Origin of the sequence: Vulcanococcus sp. Clear-D1 (assembly GCF_014654725.1) — a bacterium.
In the GTDB taxonomy this organism is placed as follows: Bacteria; Cyanobacteriota; Cyanobacteriia; order PCC-6307; family Cyanobiaceae; genus Vulcanococcus.
Genome location: NZ_JACVZV010000036.1, coordinates 164,962 through 181,650, shown reverse-complemented (window position 1 = coordinate 181,650; position 16,689 = coordinate 164,962). Strand labels below are relative to the sequence as shown.

At 64.6% G+C, this 16,689-nt stretch carries 17 protein-coding genes; 13 read left to right on the top strand and 4 right to left on the bottom strand.

All coding sequences use genetic code 11. From position 1 onward, the window contains the following. Nucleotides 1-80 precede the first annotated feature (80 nt). Together H9532_RS13950 and H9532_RS13945 are read right to left on the bottom strand one after the other, a co-directional pair. Nucleotides 81-473: a type II toxin-antitoxin system death-on-curing family toxin gene (locus H9532_RS13950; RefSeq protein WP_296369561.1), complete on the bottom strand. Its 393-nt coding sequence runs from the start codon at nucleotides 471-473 to the stop codon at nucleotides 81-83. Next, a complete protein-coding gene (locus tag H9532_RS13945) occupies nucleotides 473-667 on the bottom strand; it encodes a hypothetical protein (RefSeq protein ID WP_296369559.1) in 195 nt (64 codons plus the stop codon). The genes H9532_RS13950 and H9532_RS13945 overlap by 1 nt, the downstream gene beginning before the upstream one ends. A gap of 106 nt (nucleotides 668-773) precedes the next feature. Here H9532_RS13945 and H9532_RS13940 point away from each other — a divergent pair, with 106 nt between their 5' ends. The 3 genes from H9532_RS13940 (at nucleotide 774) to H9532_RS13930 (ending at nucleotide 3,222) form a co-directional block, all read left to right on the top strand. Next, nucleotides 774-2,252 (top strand): cobyric acid synthase, encoded by a 1,479-nt coding sequence (locus tag H9532_RS13940; protein ID WP_296369557.1) that lies wholly within the window; start codon nucleotides 774-776, stop codon nucleotides 2,250-2,252. Beyond that, nucleotides 2,249-2,488, top strand: a complete 240-nt coding sequence (locus H9532_RS13935) for a 2Fe-2S iron-sulfur cluster binding domain-containing protein (RefSeq protein WP_029553073.1) — start codon at nucleotides 2,249-2,251, stop codon at nucleotides 2,486-2,488. Before H9532_RS13940 ends, H9532_RS13935 begins: the two co-directional genes overlap by 4 nt. Nucleotides 2,489-2,586: 98 nt before the next feature. After that, entirely contained in the window at nucleotides 2,587-3,222 is a 636-nt protein-coding gene (locus H9532_RS13930; protein ID WP_296369554.1) for a HepT-like ribonuclease domain-containing protein, read from the top strand. A 170-nt stretch (nucleotides 3,223-3,392) separates the two neighbouring features. Here the strand turns inward: H9532_RS13930 and mnmA are convergent, their stop codons facing one another. Beyond that, nucleotides 3,393-4,535: a tRNA 2-thiouridine(34) synthase MnmA gene (gene mnmA / locus H9532_RS13925; protein WP_296369591.1), complete on the bottom strand. Its 1,143-nt coding sequence runs from the start codon at nucleotides 4,533-4,535 to the stop codon at nucleotides 3,393-3,395. Nucleotides 4,536-4,653: 118 nt separating this feature from the next. Here mnmA and H9532_RS13920 point away from each other — a divergent pair, with 118 nt between their 5' ends. The 5 genes from H9532_RS13920 (at nucleotide 4,654) to H9532_RS13900 (ending at nucleotide 9,897) form a co-directional block, all read left to right on the top strand. After that, nucleotides 4,654-6,255 carry an NAD(P)H-hydrate dehydratase gene (locus H9532_RS13920; RefSeq protein WP_296369551.1) on the top strand — a complete coding sequence of 534 codons (1,602 nt, stop codon included), beginning with the start codon at nucleotides 4,654-4,656 and terminating at the stop codon, nucleotides 6,253-6,255. A gap of 130 nt (nucleotides 6,256-6,385) precedes the next feature. Next, entirely contained in the window at nucleotides 6,386-7,315 is a 930-nt protein-coding gene (locus tag H9532_RS13915; protein WP_296369549.1) for an RpoD/SigA family RNA polymerase sigma factor, read from the top strand. Beyond that, nucleotides 7,312-8,265: an acetamidase/formamidase family protein gene (locus H9532_RS13910; protein ID WP_296369548.1), complete on the top strand. Its 954-nt coding sequence runs from the start codon at nucleotides 7,312-7,314 to the stop codon at nucleotides 8,263-8,265. The genes H9532_RS13915 and H9532_RS13910 overlap by 4 nt, the downstream gene beginning before the upstream one ends. Further along, nucleotides 8,262-8,909, top strand: coding sequence for a hypothetical protein (locus H9532_RS13905; RefSeq protein ID WP_296369546.1), 648 nt, complete (start codon nucleotides 8,262-8,264; stop codon nucleotides 8,907-8,909). The genes H9532_RS13910 and H9532_RS13905 overlap by 4 nt, the downstream gene beginning before the upstream one ends. A gap of 73 nt (nucleotides 8,910-8,982) precedes the next feature. Further along, a complete protein-coding gene (locus tag H9532_RS13900) occupies nucleotides 8,983-9,897 on the top strand; it encodes a histone deacetylase (RefSeq protein ID WP_296369589.1) in 915 nt (304 codons plus the stop codon). Between the two features lie 28 nt (nucleotides 9,898-9,925). Here the strand turns inward: H9532_RS13900 and pdhA are convergent, their stop codons facing one another. Continuing rightward, entirely contained in the window at nucleotides 9,926-11,035 is a 1,110-nt protein-coding gene (gene pdhA, locus H9532_RS13895) for a pyruvate dehydrogenase (acetyl-transferring) E1 component subunit alpha (protein WP_296369544.1), read from the bottom strand. Nucleotides 11,036-11,165: 130 nt separating this feature from the next. Here pdhA and H9532_RS13890 point away from each other — a divergent pair, with 130 nt between their 5' ends. The 5 genes from H9532_RS13890 to H9532_RS13870 all read left to right on the top strand — a co-directional run bounded on the left by H9532_RS13890 (nucleotide 11,166) and on the right by H9532_RS13870 (nucleotide 16,670). Beyond that, nucleotides 11,166-13,130 carry an IMS domain-containing protein gene (locus H9532_RS13890; RefSeq protein ID WP_296369542.1) on the top strand — a complete coding sequence of 655 codons (1,965 nt, stop codon included), beginning with the start codon at nucleotides 11,166-11,168 and terminating at the stop codon, nucleotides 13,128-13,130. Nucleotides 13,131-13,199: 69 nt separating this feature from the next. Continuing rightward, nucleotides 13,200-14,666, top strand: coding sequence for a signal recognition particle protein (gene ffh, locus H9532_RS13885; RefSeq protein ID WP_296369540.1), 1,467 nt, complete (start codon nucleotides 13,200-13,202; stop codon nucleotides 14,664-14,666). A 97-nt stretch (nucleotides 14,667-14,763) separates the two neighbouring features. Next, a complete protein-coding gene (gene rpsP, locus H9532_RS13880; protein WP_296369537.1) occupies nucleotides 14,764-15,153 on the top strand; it encodes a 30S ribosomal protein S16 in 390 nt (129 codons plus the stop codon). Nucleotides 15,154-15,165: 12 nt separating this feature from the next. Beyond that, a complete protein-coding gene (locus H9532_RS13875) occupies nucleotides 15,166-16,152 on the top strand; it encodes a PhoH family protein (protein ID WP_296369535.1) in 987 nt (328 codons plus the stop codon). Continuing rightward, nucleotides 16,149-16,670, top strand: a complete 522-nt coding sequence (locus H9532_RS13870; protein ID WP_296369533.1) for an FUSC family protein — start codon at nucleotides 16,149-16,151, stop codon at nucleotides 16,668-16,670. Before H9532_RS13875 ends, H9532_RS13870 begins: the two co-directional genes overlap by 4 nt. The last annotated feature ends 19 nt before the right edge of the window (nucleotides 16,671-16,689 follow it).

The following is a 16,689-nucleotide window of genomic DNA, read 5'->3' as shown; positions in this document are numbered from 1 at the left end:
CGACTGAGACCCGTTCTGTCGCAGCGGGTCTCGCACTTGTGTCGGTCAGCCAGCATTTCAGCTCCAGGCCTACACATCAACTAATGACCCGAGCTTGGAACCTGATGCTCAGCAAGCCAGCGAGCCAAGCTCTCGCGACCAAGAGCGCCAGTAGCAATCTTCAGCACAACAGCCTCTGATTCATCGACACTAGCCATAAGCTCCATTCCATTCAGGAGCATCAACACTTCCATTGCCGCATGACCAATGCGCTTATTGCCATCAACAAACGGATGGTTTTGGATTAGCGAAAAACCCAAGCAGGCAACCTTCTGCAGAAACTCGGGATAGAGATATATTCCACCAAAGGTCTGCCAGGGCTGAGCAAGCGAAGCTTCCAACAAGCCGAGATCCCTAATACCAGGAGAACCACCGCTTTGCTCGATCAACTGGCGGTGAAGGTCCAAAACTTCAGCCAGACTCAGCCAGCGCATCAAGCCAGCCGGCGGTAGAGCTCCTCGTTTTTACGAAGCACCCGTTGTGAAGCAGCGGCGAAATCAGGTGCTGGAGCAGAAACGAGGTCACGCACTGCAGCTGCCGCAAGCTCAGCCTCACTCACATGGAGCTGTTCAGCGGCTTCGGCCAGTGCTCGAGCCTGCTGGTCGGTCAACTCAATGGCCAGAGTCATGGCCTGTCTCTGTGTTGAGGGTGCGCCACCAGCTTGGCACCGGGATACACGATTAGGTTGCCTCAAAGCAGCACTCCGCTTGCCAAGGTTCTCTCCACCCCCCCTGATGGTTCTGGGCACCAGCAGCGGTGCCGGCAAGTCGTTGATGACGGCCGCGCTCTGCAGGGTGTTGCGGCGCTGCGGTGAAACGCCACTGCCCTTCAAGGGGCAGAACATGAGCAACAACGCCTGGGTTGATCAGGCCGGCGGCGAGATGGCCTACTCCCAGGCGCTGCAGGCCTGGGCCGCAGGGCTCGAACCCCAGTGCGCGATGAACCCAGTGCTGCTCAAACCCCAGGGCGACAGCACCAGCGAGGTGATCCACCTGGGCCAATCGGTAGGCAGCTGCCGCGCCGAGCACTATTACCGCGACTGGTTTCGCCCCGGCTGGACCTCGATCCGCAGCGGCTTAAACGAGCTGCAAGGGGCTTACCCCGAGGGGCGGCTTGTGTTGGAGGGCGCCGGCAGCCCCGTTGAGGTGAACCTGCAACCGCGCGATCTCACCAACCTGCGCCTGGCCCAATACCTACGCGCCCGCTGCATCCTGGTGGCCGACATTGAGCGCGGCGGTGTGTTTGCCCAGCTGGTGGGGACCCTGGCCTTACTTCGGCCGGTGGAGCGTCCGCTGATTAGGGGCCTGCTGATCAATCGCTTCCGCGGACGCCGCGAACTCTTTGACGAAGGCCGCCGCTGGCTGGAGGCCAACACGGGCATTCCGGTGCTGGGGGTGATGCCCTGGCTCGATGAGCTGTTCCCGCCGGAAGACTCCCTCGACCTTTTGGAACGCCGGGGCCGCAAACGAGGCGCCGAACTGGAGATCGCGGTGCTGAAGCTGCCCTCGCTGAGCAACTTCTCCGATCTCGATCCGCTCGAGGCAGAACCAAGCGTGCAGCTGCGCTGGGTGGCCCCCGGCGAGGAGCTGGGCAACCCCGATGCGGTGGTGGTGCCTGGCAGCAAGCAAACGCTGCGCGACTTGGACGCCCTGCGGATGAACGCAACCCTGTGCAGTGGGCTGCAGCAGTTCGCTGCGGCAGGTGGGACGGTCTTCGGGATCTGCGGCGGCATGCAACTGCTGGGGCGAGAGCTCTGCGACCCCGAGGGGCTGGAAGGCAGCAGCAACGGCCTGCTTCAGGCACCAGGGCTCAACCTGTTGCCCCTACGCACCGTGTTTGGCGGCAGCAAAGCCCTGCGCCAGCGCGCCAGCACGGCCCTCTGGCCGCTGATTGGCGACAGCAGCAATTTGCAGATCGAAGGCTTCGAGCTGCACCGCGGCAGCACCACCACCCTGGAGCCATGCCAGCCCTTTTGCACCGATGCAGAGCTGGGCTGGGTGCACGGCTCAGTGGCCGGCACCTACTTGCACGGTGTGTTCGAAAGCGGCCCTTGGCGCAGGCGGTGGCTCAATCAGTTACGCGCGCGCAAAGGGTTGCCGATGTTGAGCGAACAGCAACCCCACCACAGCCGTCAGCGCGACGCCCTACTCGATCGCCTCGCCGATGCCTTCGAGCAGCACGTGAACCTGGAGCCACTCCTGCAGCAGCCATGAAAGAGGTGTTGATCCACTGGCCCTCGGGGCAAACCACCCGCTGCACGCCAGGCATCGATTGGCTTCAAGCAGCGCGCGATGCCAGCTTTTCGATCCCCACAGGCTGCCTCGGCGGCAGCTGCGGCGCCTGCGAACTCGACGTGAACGGCACCACGGTTCGAGCTTGCATCGCCACCGTGCCGGCGAGCAAAAGCGGCGAGCTCACCGTGGAGTTGGCAACGGATCCTTACTGGTGAGGCCATAGGGCATCAGGCCTCAGAGCATTCGTTGGAAGTGTCAGCAAACTGCAGTACCTCGTAGAACCCGTAGGCTTAAGTCAGGCGCTGCCTGGCCGATGCGACTTTCAGAACTCCAGGCCCTCACCCCAAAGCTGAGGCTGATCGCCAAGCGCTACGGCGCTTCCAACATCGCTGTATTCGGCTCCGTGGCCCGCGATGAGGCGACAGACACCAGCGACATCGATCTACTCGTTGACCTGCCTCCAGGCACCAGCCTGTTTGAGCACGCGGAGTTCAAACAGGATCTGGAAACACTCCTCCAGCAAAACGTCGATCTCATCCGTCGTCGAAACCTCAAGCCAAGCCTGCGCGATCGTGTCGAAGCAGACGCGGTACCCCTGGCATGCCCCCCCCGCGATCAAGAAGCCCTGAACGACATCCTTGCGGTGATCGATCGTGCCCTGGGGTTTCCCATTTCAAACTTCGACGCATTCGAGCAGACAGATTATTTACAAGACGCCTTGATCCGATGCCTCGAGGTAATGGGAGAAGCCGTCAAACGAATCAGCCCTGAACTTCGAGATCAATGGAGAAACCTGCCTTGGCGCGGAATGGCAGGCATGCGAGATCTTCTGATCCATGCTTATGACCGAGTGGATCTCGAGGAGGTGTGGCAGGCCTATCAGCAGTTCCCTGCGATCCGGGAAAGCGTGACCAGAATCCTCAGCTCAGTCACTACCGATCAAGACTAACTTCTAAAATTCCATCAATCCTCCATACGAGCTCATCCATCAAGGGGATGCACCTGGCAGAGGCATTCCATTCGGAACACAATCAAACTTTTAGGAATGAACGGAGCGCTGTTGAACTCGATTATCCGGGGGAAAGCATGCTGCGGTGATCTGGCTGGCCTCCTCACGCCTCAGCGCTGAATCAGGCCACCCCCCAGCACCCGATCACCCGCATAAAACACCGCGGCCTGTCCAGGTGTGATCGAAAACTGCTCCTCAGCAAACTCCAACCGGCAGCGATGGGGCCGGCCCGCCGCCGCATCGGCATCGGTCGCCTCCAGAGGAGACAACCGGGCTGCAACGGCTCCACTGCGGTAGCGAACCTGCACCTCCACCTCGATCGGCTCCTGAGGCGGCGCAATCGACACCCAATTCACGGCTCCCACCACCGCATCACTGCGGGCGGCATCGCGACGCGGGGCCACCACCACGCGGTTCATGGCGCCATCCAGGCGCACCACATGCAGCGGCTCGCTCCAGGCCACACCGAGCCCCTTGCGCTGACCGATCGTGAAGTGCTGGATGCCGTCGTGCTGGCCCACCACCCGGCCGTCCTCCATCACGATCTCACCCTGGCGCGGGGGCAGGTAGGCATCGAGAAACGCGCGCATCGAGCCGTGGTGGTCCGCCAGGCAGAGGTCTTGGCTTTCCGGTTTCTCGGCTGTACGCAACCCATGGCGGGCCGCTTCAACACGGGTGTCGGCCTTGGTGAGTTCCCCCAGAGGAAACACCAGTCGGCCTAAGGCCTCCTGCGGCAGGTCGTAGAGGAAATAGCTCTGATCCTTCTGCCGGTCGAGGCCGCGCAAGAGCTGATGGCGGCCGTTATCACTCTGCTCGCCGTGGCACACCCGGGCGTAGTGGCCTGTGGCGATGCGCGCAATGCCGCGCTCCTCTTGAGCCCAGTGCAGCATCGGGCCAAATTTCACCTCCCGGTTGCAGCGCGAGCACGGCAAGGGCGTGATGCCATCGCCATAGCCCTGCACCAGGAAATCCACGATCTGCTCTTTGAAGTGCTCGCGGAAATCCACCACGTGGTGCTCCACACCGAGTTGCTCGCAGATCCCCGCCGCATCCACCAAGCCCTCGGCACAGCAAGCGCCCTTGCCGCTCATCAGCCAGAGCGTGAGCCCTTCCACCTGCCAGCCCGCTTCCACCAGCAGGGCTGCGGTGAGGGAACTATCCACCCCGCCCGACAACCCCACCGCCACCCGGTGCTCACCCGGCCAAGCCTGCAGGCGCTCGAGAGCTAAGGCCCCGGCCGGCGTGGCCGCCACCGAGGGCTCCGCGGCAGCGGGAATCGCAGAAAAACGCGCCAAACCAACAAAACAACCGGGCCCTACAGCCCGATCAGCGGGATCTCTCCATCATGGAACGGTCACCACCCGGCCTGTTTTGTCTCAGCCCGCCTGGCCCCTGCGCGATGCCGAACACCTGCTGGTGAGCGGTAGCCAGATGGCGGAGCTGGAGCAGCAGTTGTTTGCCAGCGGCCTGCCGGTGGAGGCCTTGATGGAAAAAGCGGCGCTGGCGCTAACCCGGCGCCTGCAGCAACCCGATTGGTGGCCCCAGCTGCAGCAGCGCGGCGCTCTGGTGCTGGTGGGGCCCGGCCACAACGGCGGCGACGGGCTGGTGGTGGCCAGAGAGCTCCACCTGGCCGGCATCGCCGTGCGGATCTGGAGCCCCTTTGAGCGCCACAAACCGCTGACGGGCGCCCACTTGCGCCACGCCCGCTGGTTGGGCATTCCAGAGATGTCAGGAGCCCCCGATCCCAGCGATCCAGCGGTGTGGATCGATGCGCTGTTCGGCATCGGCCAAAGCCGCCCCCCCGGCGAAGCGCTGGAAGCGCTGCTGGAGCAGCGGCAGCGGATGCAACCAGGCCGGCTGATCGCCATCGATGGCCCCACCGGCCTATGCGCCGACAGCGGCCAGCTCCTGGGCCGCGTGGCCGCCTGCGCCGCTCTGAGCCTGAGCATTGGCCTGCTCAAGCAGGGATTTCTGCAGGATCAGGCGCTCGCCTGGGTGGGCCAACTGGAGCGCCTTGAGCTGGGGCTGCCGGCCCCGCTGCTGCAGGGTCTTGGCCACGACCAGCCCCTGGCCTTGTTGGACCGTGATCTGGCGACTGCCCCCTGGCCGCAGCAACCGGAAGCCGCTTCGAAGTACCAACGCGGCCGGCTGCTGGTGATCGCCGGCAGTGAGGCCTATCGCGGCGCCAGCCAGCTCTGCCTGCAAGGCGCCAGCGCCAGTGGGGTGGGAAGCCTGCGGGCAGCCCTGCCTCAGCCCGTGGCCGAGCAACTGTGGAGCGTGCAGCCCCATGTGGTGGTGAGCGCATCACTGGAGGCTCACCCCAGCGGAAGCCTGCAGCTGGCGGGGCTGAGCGAGAGCGTGCTGGAGCGGCTGGATGCCGTGGTGCTGGGGCCCGGCCTGGGGGGCACGACGGCCACAGAGACAGCAGCGGAAGCCTCGCGCTGGGATCTGCTGCAACGCTTCCCCGGCCTGTTGCTGCTCGATGCCGATGGGCTGAATCGCCTGGCGCACCTGGGGGCCGCGCAATGGCTGCAGGGCCGGCAAGGACCCACCTGGCTCACCCCCCACGCCGGTGAATTTGCACGCCTCTTCCCGGAGCTGGCCAACCAACCACCGCTGCTGGCGGCCTCAGCCGCCGCCAAGGTGTGCAGCGATCAGCAGCCCTGCAGCGTGCTGCTCAAAGGGGCACGCACCGTGATCGCCGCCGCCGATGGCCGGCGCTGGCAGCTGCGTGAGGCCTGCAGCGCTGCCGCACGGGCGGGGCTGGGCGATGTGCTGGCGGGGTACGCCGCTGGCCTGGCAGCACGGGGCGGCGGAGATGCCGCCTTGCTGGCCACCAGCGCCCTGGCTCACGCGCAGGCGGGGCTACAGGCAGCGCAGCAGCGCGGCCTTGGCGGCGCTGATCCAATGGCTGTGGCTCATGGGCTGCAAAGACAGGAACTCAACACAACGCACACCAAGCAAATGGAGTAACAACCATTGGCCAACACGTGAGTCTCAACACAAGTGTGTGGTTTTGCTGCTGAAAGCTGAAGGGCATCTGAAATCACATTGATTTTCGCAGAACCCATAGGAGATTTGCCCCACTTCCAGGACTGGGTTCATGACGGCATCCGGACTTTCGCCGGGGGGCGCCAGTCGCCGCCGAGGCAGTGACCCAATTAGTTGGTATCTCTCCACCATTGGCCGCGTTCCGCTGTTAACCCCAGCAGAAGAAATTGAGCTCGGCAATCAGGTGCAGGCGATGATGCGCCTCACCGAAGAGGAACCCGAGAGCGGTTATACCGATCAGCAGAAGAAAACTATCCGCGTCGGCCGCCGTTCCAAAGAACGGATGATGAAAGCCAACCTGCGCTTGGTGGTGAGCGTTGCCAAGAAATATCAAGGCAAGGGTCTAGAACTGCTCGATCTAATTCAGGAAGGTTCCCTTGGCCTCGAGCGGGCCGTTGAGAAGTTCGACCCCACCCGGGGCTACAAGTTCTCCACCTATGCCTTCTGGTGGATCCGCCAGAGCATGACCCGCGCCATCGCCTGCCAGTCGCGCACGATCCGCCTGCCGGTGCACCTCTCCGAGCGCCTCACCGCCATCCGCAAGGTGAGCCTGGATCTAGCCCACAAGCTCGGCGCCATGCCCAGCCGCAAGGAGATCGCCGAAGCGATGGACATGCCCATCGATGAGCTGGATTCGCTGCTGCGCCAGGCCCTCACCACCTCCAGCCTGGATGCACCGGTGAACGGCGAAGAAGGCCGCAGCTTCCTGGGTGATCTGATCGCCGACAACAGCCATGCCGAGCCGCTCGATCAGGTGGAGCGCGGCATGCACCACGAGCAACTGGGCCGCTGGCTCAGCCACCTCACCGAGCAGGAGCGTCAGGTGCTTGAGCTGCGCTTTGGCCTCGAAGGCGAAGAGCGCCACACCCTGGCCGAGATCGGCCGCATGCTCGACGTCTCGCGCGAGCGGGTGCGCCAGGTGGAACTCAAAGCCCTACGCAAGCTGCGGCACCTCACCCGCAGAATGCCCAGCAGCCTGTGAGACACAGCCTCAAAGCCACACCAGCCACGGTTCACTGGGGCCACCTGCAGGCCGATCTCGAACCTCGCATGCAGGTGCGTTCAGGGGATTACATCGAGATCGAAACCTTCTCGGGTGGCCGCGCCGACTTGGGCGGCGACCTCTCGATCGTGGCCCCAGCCCATCGCGACATCATCGAAAGCGTGATGCCGATGGATGGGCCCCACATCCTGACCGGGCCGATCGCTGTTGAAGGGGCTCAACCCGGCGATTGCCTGGAAGTGTGCATTGAGGACATCCGCCTAGGTGCCGACTGGGGTTACAACCTGATCCGACCAGGCCGGGGGACCCTTCCCGATGAGTTTCATCAACCCCGCCAGAACACCTTTCCCATCGATCGTGGCCGTGGCATCACCCGTTTGCCGTGGGGAATCGACGTACCGCTGCAACCATTCTTCGGCGTCCTGGCTACCGCACCACCACCGGAATGGGGACGCGTGTCATCGGTTCCCCCACGTGAATTTGGCGGCAACATCGACAACAAGGAGCTGATCGCAGGCACATCGCTCTTCCTACCGGTCTTTACGGAAGGCGCGCTCTTCTCAGCAGGCGATGGCCATGCCGTTCAGGGGGATGGTGAGATGGATGTCACAGCCCTGGAAACCTGCATGGATGGCAGCTTCCAGTTGATCCTTCACCCAGGGCGCACGCTGGATGCTCCGCGGGCCCTAACGCCCACCCACCTGATCACGATGGGCTTCGATACAGACCTCGACGAAGCGGCTCGGCAGGCCTCCCATCGCATGCTCGATTGGCTGACTTCGCTGACCGGCTGGAGCCGCGAACAGGCTTATATCTTCTCAAGCCTTGCCTGCGATATCCGCATCACCCAACTCGTAAACCAGAACAAAGGCGTACATGCCATGGTGCGCCGAGACTTGCTCAACCTCAAGGATCCGATCATCCCATGAACGGAACTGCAGGGTCATTCGAGTATCAATTCGAACAACACATCGATCCGAGATACCTGGATCGCTACTACCGCTTCAGCGACCGAATGAAGCAGATGGCGAGCCAGCGAGAAGGGTTTATCAGTCTTGAGCGCCAGCTGGTTGAAGAACGACCCGATCAGTATGTGTTCCGCACCACGATGCGGTTCAATCATCCTCAGCAATGCATGAGCTGGCTCGACGACCCGGAGCGCCGGCGCTTGCTGATTCAGGAAGAGGAAGAAACCGGATTTCAATTCAAGGGCAGAGCCAACTGGATTGGCTACGGCCGTTGGCTCTCCGGCCGTATTCGTCGCCCGGTACCCACGTGGAAAGTGAACCTCATGGTGTTGCTCACGCTGTACCCAACAGCGATGTTGCTCACCCCGATCCTTCACGATCTTTTCCCCAAAGCATCCGGCGCCACTTTGATGCTGGTCAGCAACACCCTCTGCGTTGCAGCCACCTCATGGCTACTGGTTCCTGCCGCGAGCCGCGCCTACAGACGCTGGTTGGAAGGCGATACCAATGCCCTGCAAACCATTGCCACCCTGGCCTCCCTTGTGGGCGTGTTTGTGGTGATGTGGTGGGGCTTCAGCCACCTGGCCTTCACAGGCGGTCGCTGAAACCACTCAGCCGCGAGCGCCCAGCTATTGATCGTCGCGCTGTTCTAGACAGCCTGGAGTAGCCGACCGCGCCCTGAGACCCCCGTTCATCTACCACCCGGCCTATTCGGCGCCGCTGCCCAGTAGCCATCGCTTTCCGATGGCGAAGTTTCGCTTGCTGCATCAGCTGTTGCAGGAGCAAGGGCTAGCGAGAGCTGATCAGTTTGTGAAACCCCTGCCGGCACCGCGCCGCTGGCTGGAACTGGTGCATGAGCGGAGCTACCACCACGCCTTTGCTCGCGGCGAGCTCACCGCTTCCGAGCAGCGGCGCATCGGGCTACCAGCCACCACACCGCTGGTGCAGCGCACCTGGCTGGCGGTGGGGGGCACCGTGCTCACGGCGCGGCTGGCGCTCCAGCACGGACTGGCCTGCCATTTAGCCGGCGGCACCCATCACGCTTACCCCGACCACGGCAGCGGCTTCTGCATCTTCAACGACTGCGCCGTGGCATCTCGGGTGCTGCTGACGGAGGGGCTGGTTCAGCAACTGATGGTGATCGATCTCGACGTGCACCAGGGCGATGCCACGGCTGCGATCTTTGCCGAGGAGCCACAGGTGTTCACCTTCTCCGCCCACTGCCAAAGCAACTTCCCGCTGCGCAAACAAAGCAGCGATATCGACCTCCCTCTCGACGATGGCCTGGAAGACGACGACTACCTCCTCGCCATTGGCGATCTGATCCCCAACCTGCTGGATCAGGTGAAGCCCGATCTGGTGCTCTACAACGCCGGCGTGGATCCACACCGCCACGACCGTTTAGGTCGCCTCAACCTCAGCAACGAAGGGTTGCTCAACCGTGATCGGCTGGTACTCGATGCCTGCCTGCGCCGCTCAATACCCGTAGCCACCGTGATTGGCGGCGGCTACGACGATCTCATCCCGCTGGTGCAGCGCCACGCGTTGGTATTCAGGGCAGCGAAAGAGCAGGCCCGATTGCACGGCCTCTGAGTTGTGAATAGCGCTGGGCGCGCTGGCTTCAGTCTTCCGCCCAGATGTAGCGGGTGAGCTCTTCAGGCTTGGGCTCGGGTGCGGCCAAGGCGAATTCCACGCAGTCGGCCACCACCGCATCGATCTCCTTGTCGATGCCCTTGAGCTCTTCAGCATTGGCCAGGTTGTGCTCGATCAGGTGAGCTGCCAGGCGCTTGATCGGATCGCGCTGCGCCCAGAACTCCTTCTCCGCTTCGGCGCGCAGCTCGTCGGGGTCGGCGAGGGAGTGGCCGCGGAAGCGGTAGGTGAGGCACTCCAGCAGGGTGGGGCCTTCGCCGGCGCGGGCGCGCTCGATGGCGCGCTGGGCTGCACCACGAACCGCCAGCACATCCATGCCATCCACCTCTTCACCAGCCATGCCGAAGGCGGCGGCTTTACGCCAGATCTCGGGGTCGCTGGTGGCGCGGTTGTGGTCCATGCCGATGGCCCACTTGTTGTTCTCCACCACAAAGAGGATCGGCAGCTTCCAGAGCGCCGCCATGTTCAGGCACTCATAGAACTGACCGATGTTGCAGGTGCCATCGCCGAAGAAGGCGGCCGTCACCGCATCGCTGCTGGCATCGCCCAGCGCATCACGCTTGTAGCGGCTGGTGAAGGCGGCGCCGAGAGCCACCGGAATGCCCTCACCGATAAAGGCGTAACCACCCAGAAGGTGGTGCTCCTTGGAGAACAGGTGCATCGAGCCGCCACGACCCTTGCTGCAGCCGGTTTCCTTGCCGAACAGCTCGCTCATCACCTCACGGGCAGGCACGCCACAGCTGAGGGCGTGCACGTGATCGCGATAAGTGCTGCAGAACCAGTCGTACTGCATCTTCATCGCCTTGATCACGCCCGTGCTCACGGCTTCCTGGCCGTTGTAGAGGTGCACGAAGCCGAACATCTTGCCCCGGTAATACATCTCGGCGCACTTGTCTTCAAAGCGCCGACCCAGGGTCATGTCGCGATAGAGCATCAGGCCCTCCTCGCGACTCACCACAGCGGGCGTGGAGGGATAGAGATTGAGCAGACGCTCAGCGTGCAGGCCCACCGCATTCACATCAGCGGAGCAGGCTGGAGCTCCGTTGCTGGCGAGGCTCTGGCCGAGATCTGCCTGTGTCATGCGCGGTTTCCGGCTGTCCGGCCACTACTGATGCTGAGGCGACTGTACGGGGTCCATCACCGAACGGTGTGCGGGATGAGGCCAAAACCTCAGACCCTGACTACAGTCACGCCCAAGCGAACCGGGCGGATTGGAACTGCCGATCGACCATTTCCGTCTGCTCGGGGTGAGCGCTACCACCGACAGTGAAACCGTGCTGCGCACCCTGCAGCAACGCTTGGATCGCGCGCCGGATCAAGGCTTCACCATCGACACGCTGCAGGCGCGGGCCGAACTGCTACAGGCCAGCGCTAAGCTGCTCAGCGATGAGGAACGCCGCCAGAGCTACGAGCGTGAACTCACCGCCATCGCCGACACGGGTGAAGGCGCGATTGCCGCCCTCGAAATTCCGCCATCACGCGAGGTAGGCGGCCTGCTGCTGCTGATGGAAGCCGGCCAGGCCCAGGAAACCTTTGAAGCCGCCAGCCGCGGCCTCCAACCACCCCAGGCCCCAGCCCTGGGCAGCAGCCGTGAAGCCGACCTCACCCTGTTAGCCGGCTTGGCCTGCCAGGCCGCCGCCGCTGATTTCCGCAACCAACGCCGCTACGAAGCCGCGGCCCGGACCCTGCAGCAGGGTCTGCAGCTGTTGCAGCGCATGGGGCAGTTGCCTGAGCAGCGACGCCAGCTCGAGCGCGAGCTCAAGCTGCTGTTGCCCTACCGGGTACTTGATCTGATCAGCCGCGACCTCTCGGCGCTCACCGCTCGCCAGGAAGGGATCCGGCTGCTGGAGCAACTGGTGTTGCAGCGCGGTGGCCTGGAAGGCGAGCTCGATGCCGACTTCCCCCAGGACGAATTCCAACCCTTCTTCAAACAGATCCGCCAGTTCCTGACGGTGCAGGAGCAGGTGGATCTGTTCAGCCGCTGGGCGGAGGCCGGCTCAGCCACCGCTGATTTCCTCGCCAGCTTCGCCCTCACGGCCTCAGGCTTCGTGCAGCGCAAACCGGAGCGCATCCATGCCGGCTTCCAGCGCCTGCAAGCGGGCGGCCAGCCCGGCATGGACGTGTTCCTGGCCTGCCAGCAGCTGCTGCTTGGCCAGGTGGAACAAGCCCAGACCCTGTTCGATGCCGGCGCCGATGAAGCCCTGCGCCAATGGGCCCACGAGCAAAGCGACGATCCCCTGGCACGCCTGTGCGCCTACTGCCGCGACTGGCTGAGCCGTGAGGTGCTGCCTGGCTTCCGCGACATCGACGCCGATGCCGACCTGGAGGCCTGGTTCGCCGATCGCGATGTGCAGGCCTACGTGGAGCAACAGGACCGCATCCGCGGCCGGCTCACCAGCAGCGCTGCCCCCGAGCCCGCACCGGCAGCAGCCGACACGGCCCAGGAGCTGCCCGCCTGGCCAGATTTCAGCCTCGAGCCCACGCCGACCAGCCAGGACCCCGCTGCTCTCGACGCTGCTGCCACCGAAGCGGACGACGACCTCTGGGATGGCCCCCAGTGGCGCCTGCCGAACCTGCAGCTGCCGGCCATGCCCGCCCTGGCGGACCTTCCCCGCTGGGCCCTGCCCAGCGCCGGTGCTGCTGTGGTGGTGATCGCCCTGGGCGGTTGGCTGTTGCTGCGGCCCCGCACCCAACCGGCGCAGCCCTTGCCGGTGCAGCCGGCCGAACAAGCCCAACCGCCCGCAGCGCCGCCAACGCCTCCGGCATCAGTGGCTCCAAGCTTCCCCCTCGCCGCCGCCGATCCGAGCGAAACGCAACTGCAGGAGTTGCTGGAAGCCTGGCTGGAGGCCAAGGCCGCCGTGCTGGCCGGAGGCAATGCACCGCTGCCCCTCACCGATCTCGCCCGCAGCTCCCAGGTGGCGCTGCTGCAGCGCCAAGAGCAAGCCAACCGCAGCGCCGGCGCCACCGAAACGGTGAAAGCAAGCGTGGAGAGCTTCAGCGTGAGTGAGCGCAGCCCCAACCGCATCGCCGCTCAGGTGACGCTGCGCTACAGCGATGAGCGCCGCAGCAGCAGTGGCGCGGTGCTGAACCAAACCCCCGCCACCAGCCTCACCAATACCTATGTGTTTGCCCGCGACGGTGAACGCTGGCTGCTGGCGGCCTTCAAACCGGGCTGAGGGCGGCGCCTTTTTACGATCGCGCCATCTGCGGCTGTTGCCGCCAGCCCCCAGCCGCCTGCGTATCTGATGTTCGACGAGCTTTCCCAGCGGTTTGAAGACGCGGTCAAGAACCTGCGCGGCCAGGGCTCGATCAGCGAAAGCAATGTGGACGGCGCCCTGAAGGAGGTGCGCCGGGCCCTGCTGGAGGCCGACGTAAGCCTGCCGGTGGTGAAGGACTTTGTGGACGAAGTCCGCAAGAAGGCCCTCGGCACCGAAGTGGTGCGCGGCATCAGCCCGGATCAGAAGTTCATCCAGGTGGTGCACGAGCAGCTCGTGGACACCATGGGCGGCGAAAATGCCCCTCTTGCTGCGGGCGGCAAACCGGGCGAGCCCTCCGTGGTGCTGATGGCCGGCCTGCAGGGCGCCGGTAAAACCACCGCCACCGCCAAGCTCGGCCTGCACCTCAAGGAACAAGGCCGCAAGGCGCTGCTGGTGGGCGCCGACGTGTATCGCCCTGCGGCCATCGATCAGCTGAAAACGCTGGGCGGGCAGATCGGCGTGGAGGTATTCAGCCTCGGCACTGACGCCAAGCCGGAAGCGATCGCCGCCGCCGGCATCGAAAAGGCCAAGGCCGAAGGCTTCGACACGGTGCTGGTGGACACCGCCGGTCGCCTCCAGATCGACGAGTCGATGATGGAGGAGATGGTGCGGATCCGGGAGGCCTGCAGCCCCGATGAGGTGCTGCTGGTGGTGGATTCGATGATCGGCCAGGAGGCCGCCGAACTCACCCGCGCCTTCCACGATCAAGTGGGCATCACGGGCGCCGTGCTCACTAAGCTCGACGGCGACTCCCGTGGTGGCGCCGCCCTCTCGATCCGCAAGGTGAGTGGCGCGCCGATCAAGTTCATCGGCACCGGCGAGAAGGTGGAGGCGCTGCAGCCCTTCCACCCCGAGCGGATGGCCAGTCGCATCCTCGGCATGGGCGACGTGCTCACCCTGGTGGAGAAGGCCCAGAAGGAGGTGGAGCTGGCCGATGTGGCCAAGATGCAGCAGAAGCTCCAGGAAGCCACCTTCGACTTCTCGGACTTCGTGCAGCAGATGCGCCTGATCAAGCGCATGGGTTCGCTCGGGGGCCTGATGAAGCTGATCCCCGGCATGAACAAGATCGACGACGGCATGCTCAAGCAGGGCGAGGAGCAGCTCAAGAAGATCGAGGCGATGATCAGCTCGATGACCGAGGCCGAGCGGCGCGATCCGGATCTGCTGGCCGCCAACCCCTCCCGCCGGCGCCGCATCGCCAGTGGCAGCGGTCACACCTCGGCGGATGTGGACAAGGTGCTCCAGAACTTCCAGCAGATGCGCGGCTTCATGCAGCAGATGACGCGCGGTGGCGGCATGCCCGGCATGGGCGGCTTCCCTGGGATGGGCGGTGGCTTTCCCGGGATGCCTGGGATGGGCGGCATGCCCGGAATGGGTGGCCCGGGCCGTGGCGGCGGCGGCATGCCCAAAGCGCCCAAACCGGCCAAGAAGCGCAAAGGCTTCGGGGAGCTCTGAGGGGGTTCACCCCGAAGAGTATTGTGGTCGTTTGGCGCGCGATTCCGCCTCCCAACGGATCACGCACCCCTTATCCAGTCAGCAAGGCAAGGCCACGATGATCAAGCTCCGCCTGAAGCGGTTCGGTAAGAAGCGGGAAGCGAGCTTCCGCCTCGTGGCCTGCAACAGCACCTCCCGCCGCGACGGTCGCCCCCTCGAGGAGCTGGGCTTCTACAACCCCCGCACCAAAGAGACCCGTCTCGACACCGAAGCCATCCGTGCCCGTCTGGCACAGGGTGCTCAGCCCACCGACAGCGTGCTCACCCTGCTCGAGCGCGGCGGTCTGGTTGAGAAGAAGGTGCGTCCTTCCGTGGTGATCGGCCAGAAGAAGCAAGCTGCTGCCCGCGACGCTGCTGCTAAGCAGGCCGCCAAGGAAGCCGCCGAAGCCAAGGCTGCTGAAGCTGCCGCTGCCGCAGAAGCCCCCGCCGAAGACGCCGCCGAAGCCTGAGGCTGAGCCCCCATGTCCGGGGCTGACACCCTCACCACCTTCACGATCGATCTCCCCGACCAAGACGCCGCTATGGCGTTGGCTGGGGAGGCTGAAACCACCCTGCATCGCCTCGAAGCCCTGACTGGTGCTTCGTTGGTGCTGCGGGGTTTGTCATTGCACTTGCGCGGCCGCCCCAATCAGCTGGAGCGAGCCGCTGGCCTGGTGGAACTGCTTCGCCCCCTCTGGCAGGAGGGCCAGGCGATCACCCAGGTGGATGTGCAAACCGCCCTCACCGCCCTGGATACCGGCCGCGGCGAGGAGCACCAGCAACTGGGCAAGCAAGTGCTGGCCCGCAGCCAGAGCGGCAAGCTGCTGCGTCCGCGCACGCTGAAGCAAAAGGCCTACGTGGAGGCGATCGAGCGCCACGACCTCACCCTGGCCCTCGGCCCTGCCGGCACCGGCAAAACCTTCCTGGCTGCGGTGCAGGCCGTGCGCGCCCTGCAGGAGCGGCGTGTGGAGCGGCTGATCCTCACCCGCCCCGCCGTGGAAGCCGGCGAGCGGCTCGGCTTTCTGCCGGGCGATCTGCAGCAGAAGGTGGATCCCTATCTGCGCCCCCTCTACGACGCGCTCCACACCCTGCTGGGCCAGGAGCGCACGGCCGCCTTGATCGAAAAGAATGTGATCGAGGTGGCGCCGCTGGCCTACATGCGCGGCCGCACCCTGGCCGATGCCTTCGTGATCCTCGACGAGGCCCAGAACACCACCACAGCCCAGATGCGCATGGTGCTCACCCGCCTCGGCGAAGGTTCCCGCATGGTGGTGACCGGTGACCCCACCCAGATCGATCTGCCCCACGGCCAGCTCAGCGGCCTGATTGAAGCCGCCCAGGTGCTCGAAGGCGTGGAGGGGGTAGCCATCTGCAGGCTCACCGCCGCCGATGTGGTGCGCCATCCGCTGGTGCAGCGGCTCGTCACGGCCTACGCCAACCGCGACACCGAGCGCCGCCGCCATCCATGACGACACGCCCATCTCGCCCTGAACGGCTGCTGATCCCAGCCCAGATCGCTTTGGCCGCTCTGCTGGCCTATCTAATCGGATTCGGATTCACCAGCCTGTTTCCCGGCTATCTGCCCAAGATCGGGGCCCTGTGGTCGGCCATCTCCGCGGTAGTGGTGACCCAGCTCACCCGAGAAGACACCCGCAAATCCGCCTCCCTGCGGGTGCTGGGCACAGCGATCGGTGCCACCACCAGCGCGGTGTATCTCTCGTTGCTGCCTTTCCACCCGATCGGCATGGCGGCCGCGATCTTCGCCACGGGCGTGATCTGCGGTGCCATCAACATCCCCAGCCATGGCCGTCTGGCCGCCATCACCGTGTTGGTGGTGATGGTGACGGCCAGCCTCAGTCCAGCCCTCAACCCTGGGCTCAACGCCCTGCTGCGTTTTGCTGAATCCTGCATCGGCACTGCCGTGGCGGTGTTGGTGGTGCTGCTATGGCCCCAGAGGCGCGAGCTACGCGGCAATGCTCCGCGATAGGGGGATCCACACCCAGAAC

What these genes read in the sequence shown, in the direction of transcription:
- H9532_RS13950 (WP_296369561.1), bottom strand. Translation starts at nt 473, where the DNA reads ATGCGCTGGCTGAGTCTGGCTGAAGTTTTGGACCTTCACCGCCAGTTG.
- H9532_RS13945 (WP_296369559.1), bottom strand. Translation starts at nt 667, where the DNA reads ATGACTCTGGCCATTGAGTTGACCGACCAGCAGGCTCGAGCACTGGCC.
- H9532_RS13940 (WP_296369557.1), top strand. Translation starts at nt 774, where the DNA reads ATGGTTCTGGGCACCAGCAGCGGTGCCGGCAAGTCGTTGATGACGGCC.
- H9532_RS13935 (WP_029553073.1), top strand. Translation starts at nt 2,249, where the DNA reads ATGAAAGAGGTGTTGATCCACTGGCCCTCGGGGCAAACCACCCGCTGC.
- H9532_RS13930 (WP_296369554.1), top strand. Translation starts at nt 2,587, where the DNA reads ATGCGACTTTCAGAACTCCAGGCCCTCACCCCAAAGCTGAGGCTGATC.
- H9532_RS13915 (WP_296369549.1), top strand. Translation starts at nt 6,386, where the DNA reads ATGACGGCATCCGGACTTTCGCCGGGGGGCGCCAGTCGCCGCCGAGGC.
- H9532_RS13905 (WP_296369546.1), top strand. Translation starts at nt 8,262, where the DNA reads ATGAACGGAACTGCAGGGTCATTCGAGTATCAATTCGAACAACACATC.
- pdhA (WP_296369544.1), bottom strand. Translation starts at nt 11,035, where the DNA reads ATGACACAGGCAGATCTCGGCCAGAGCCTCGCCAGCAACGGAGCTCCA.
- ffh (WP_296369540.1), top strand. Translation starts at nt 13,200, where the DNA reads ATGTTCGACGAGCTTTCCCAGCGGTTTGAAGACGCGGTCAAGAACCTG.
- rpsP (WP_296369537.1), top strand. Translation starts at nt 14,764, where the DNA reads ATGATCAAGCTCCGCCTGAAGCGGTTCGGTAAGAAGCGGGAAGCGAGC.
- H9532_RS13875 (WP_296369535.1), top strand. Translation starts at nt 15,166, where the DNA reads ATGTCCGGGGCTGACACCCTCACCACCTTCACGATCGATCTCCCCGAC.
- H9532_RS13870 (WP_296369533.1), top strand. Translation starts at nt 16,149, where the DNA reads ATGACGACACGCCCATCTCGCCCTGAACGGCTGCTGATCCCAGCCCAG.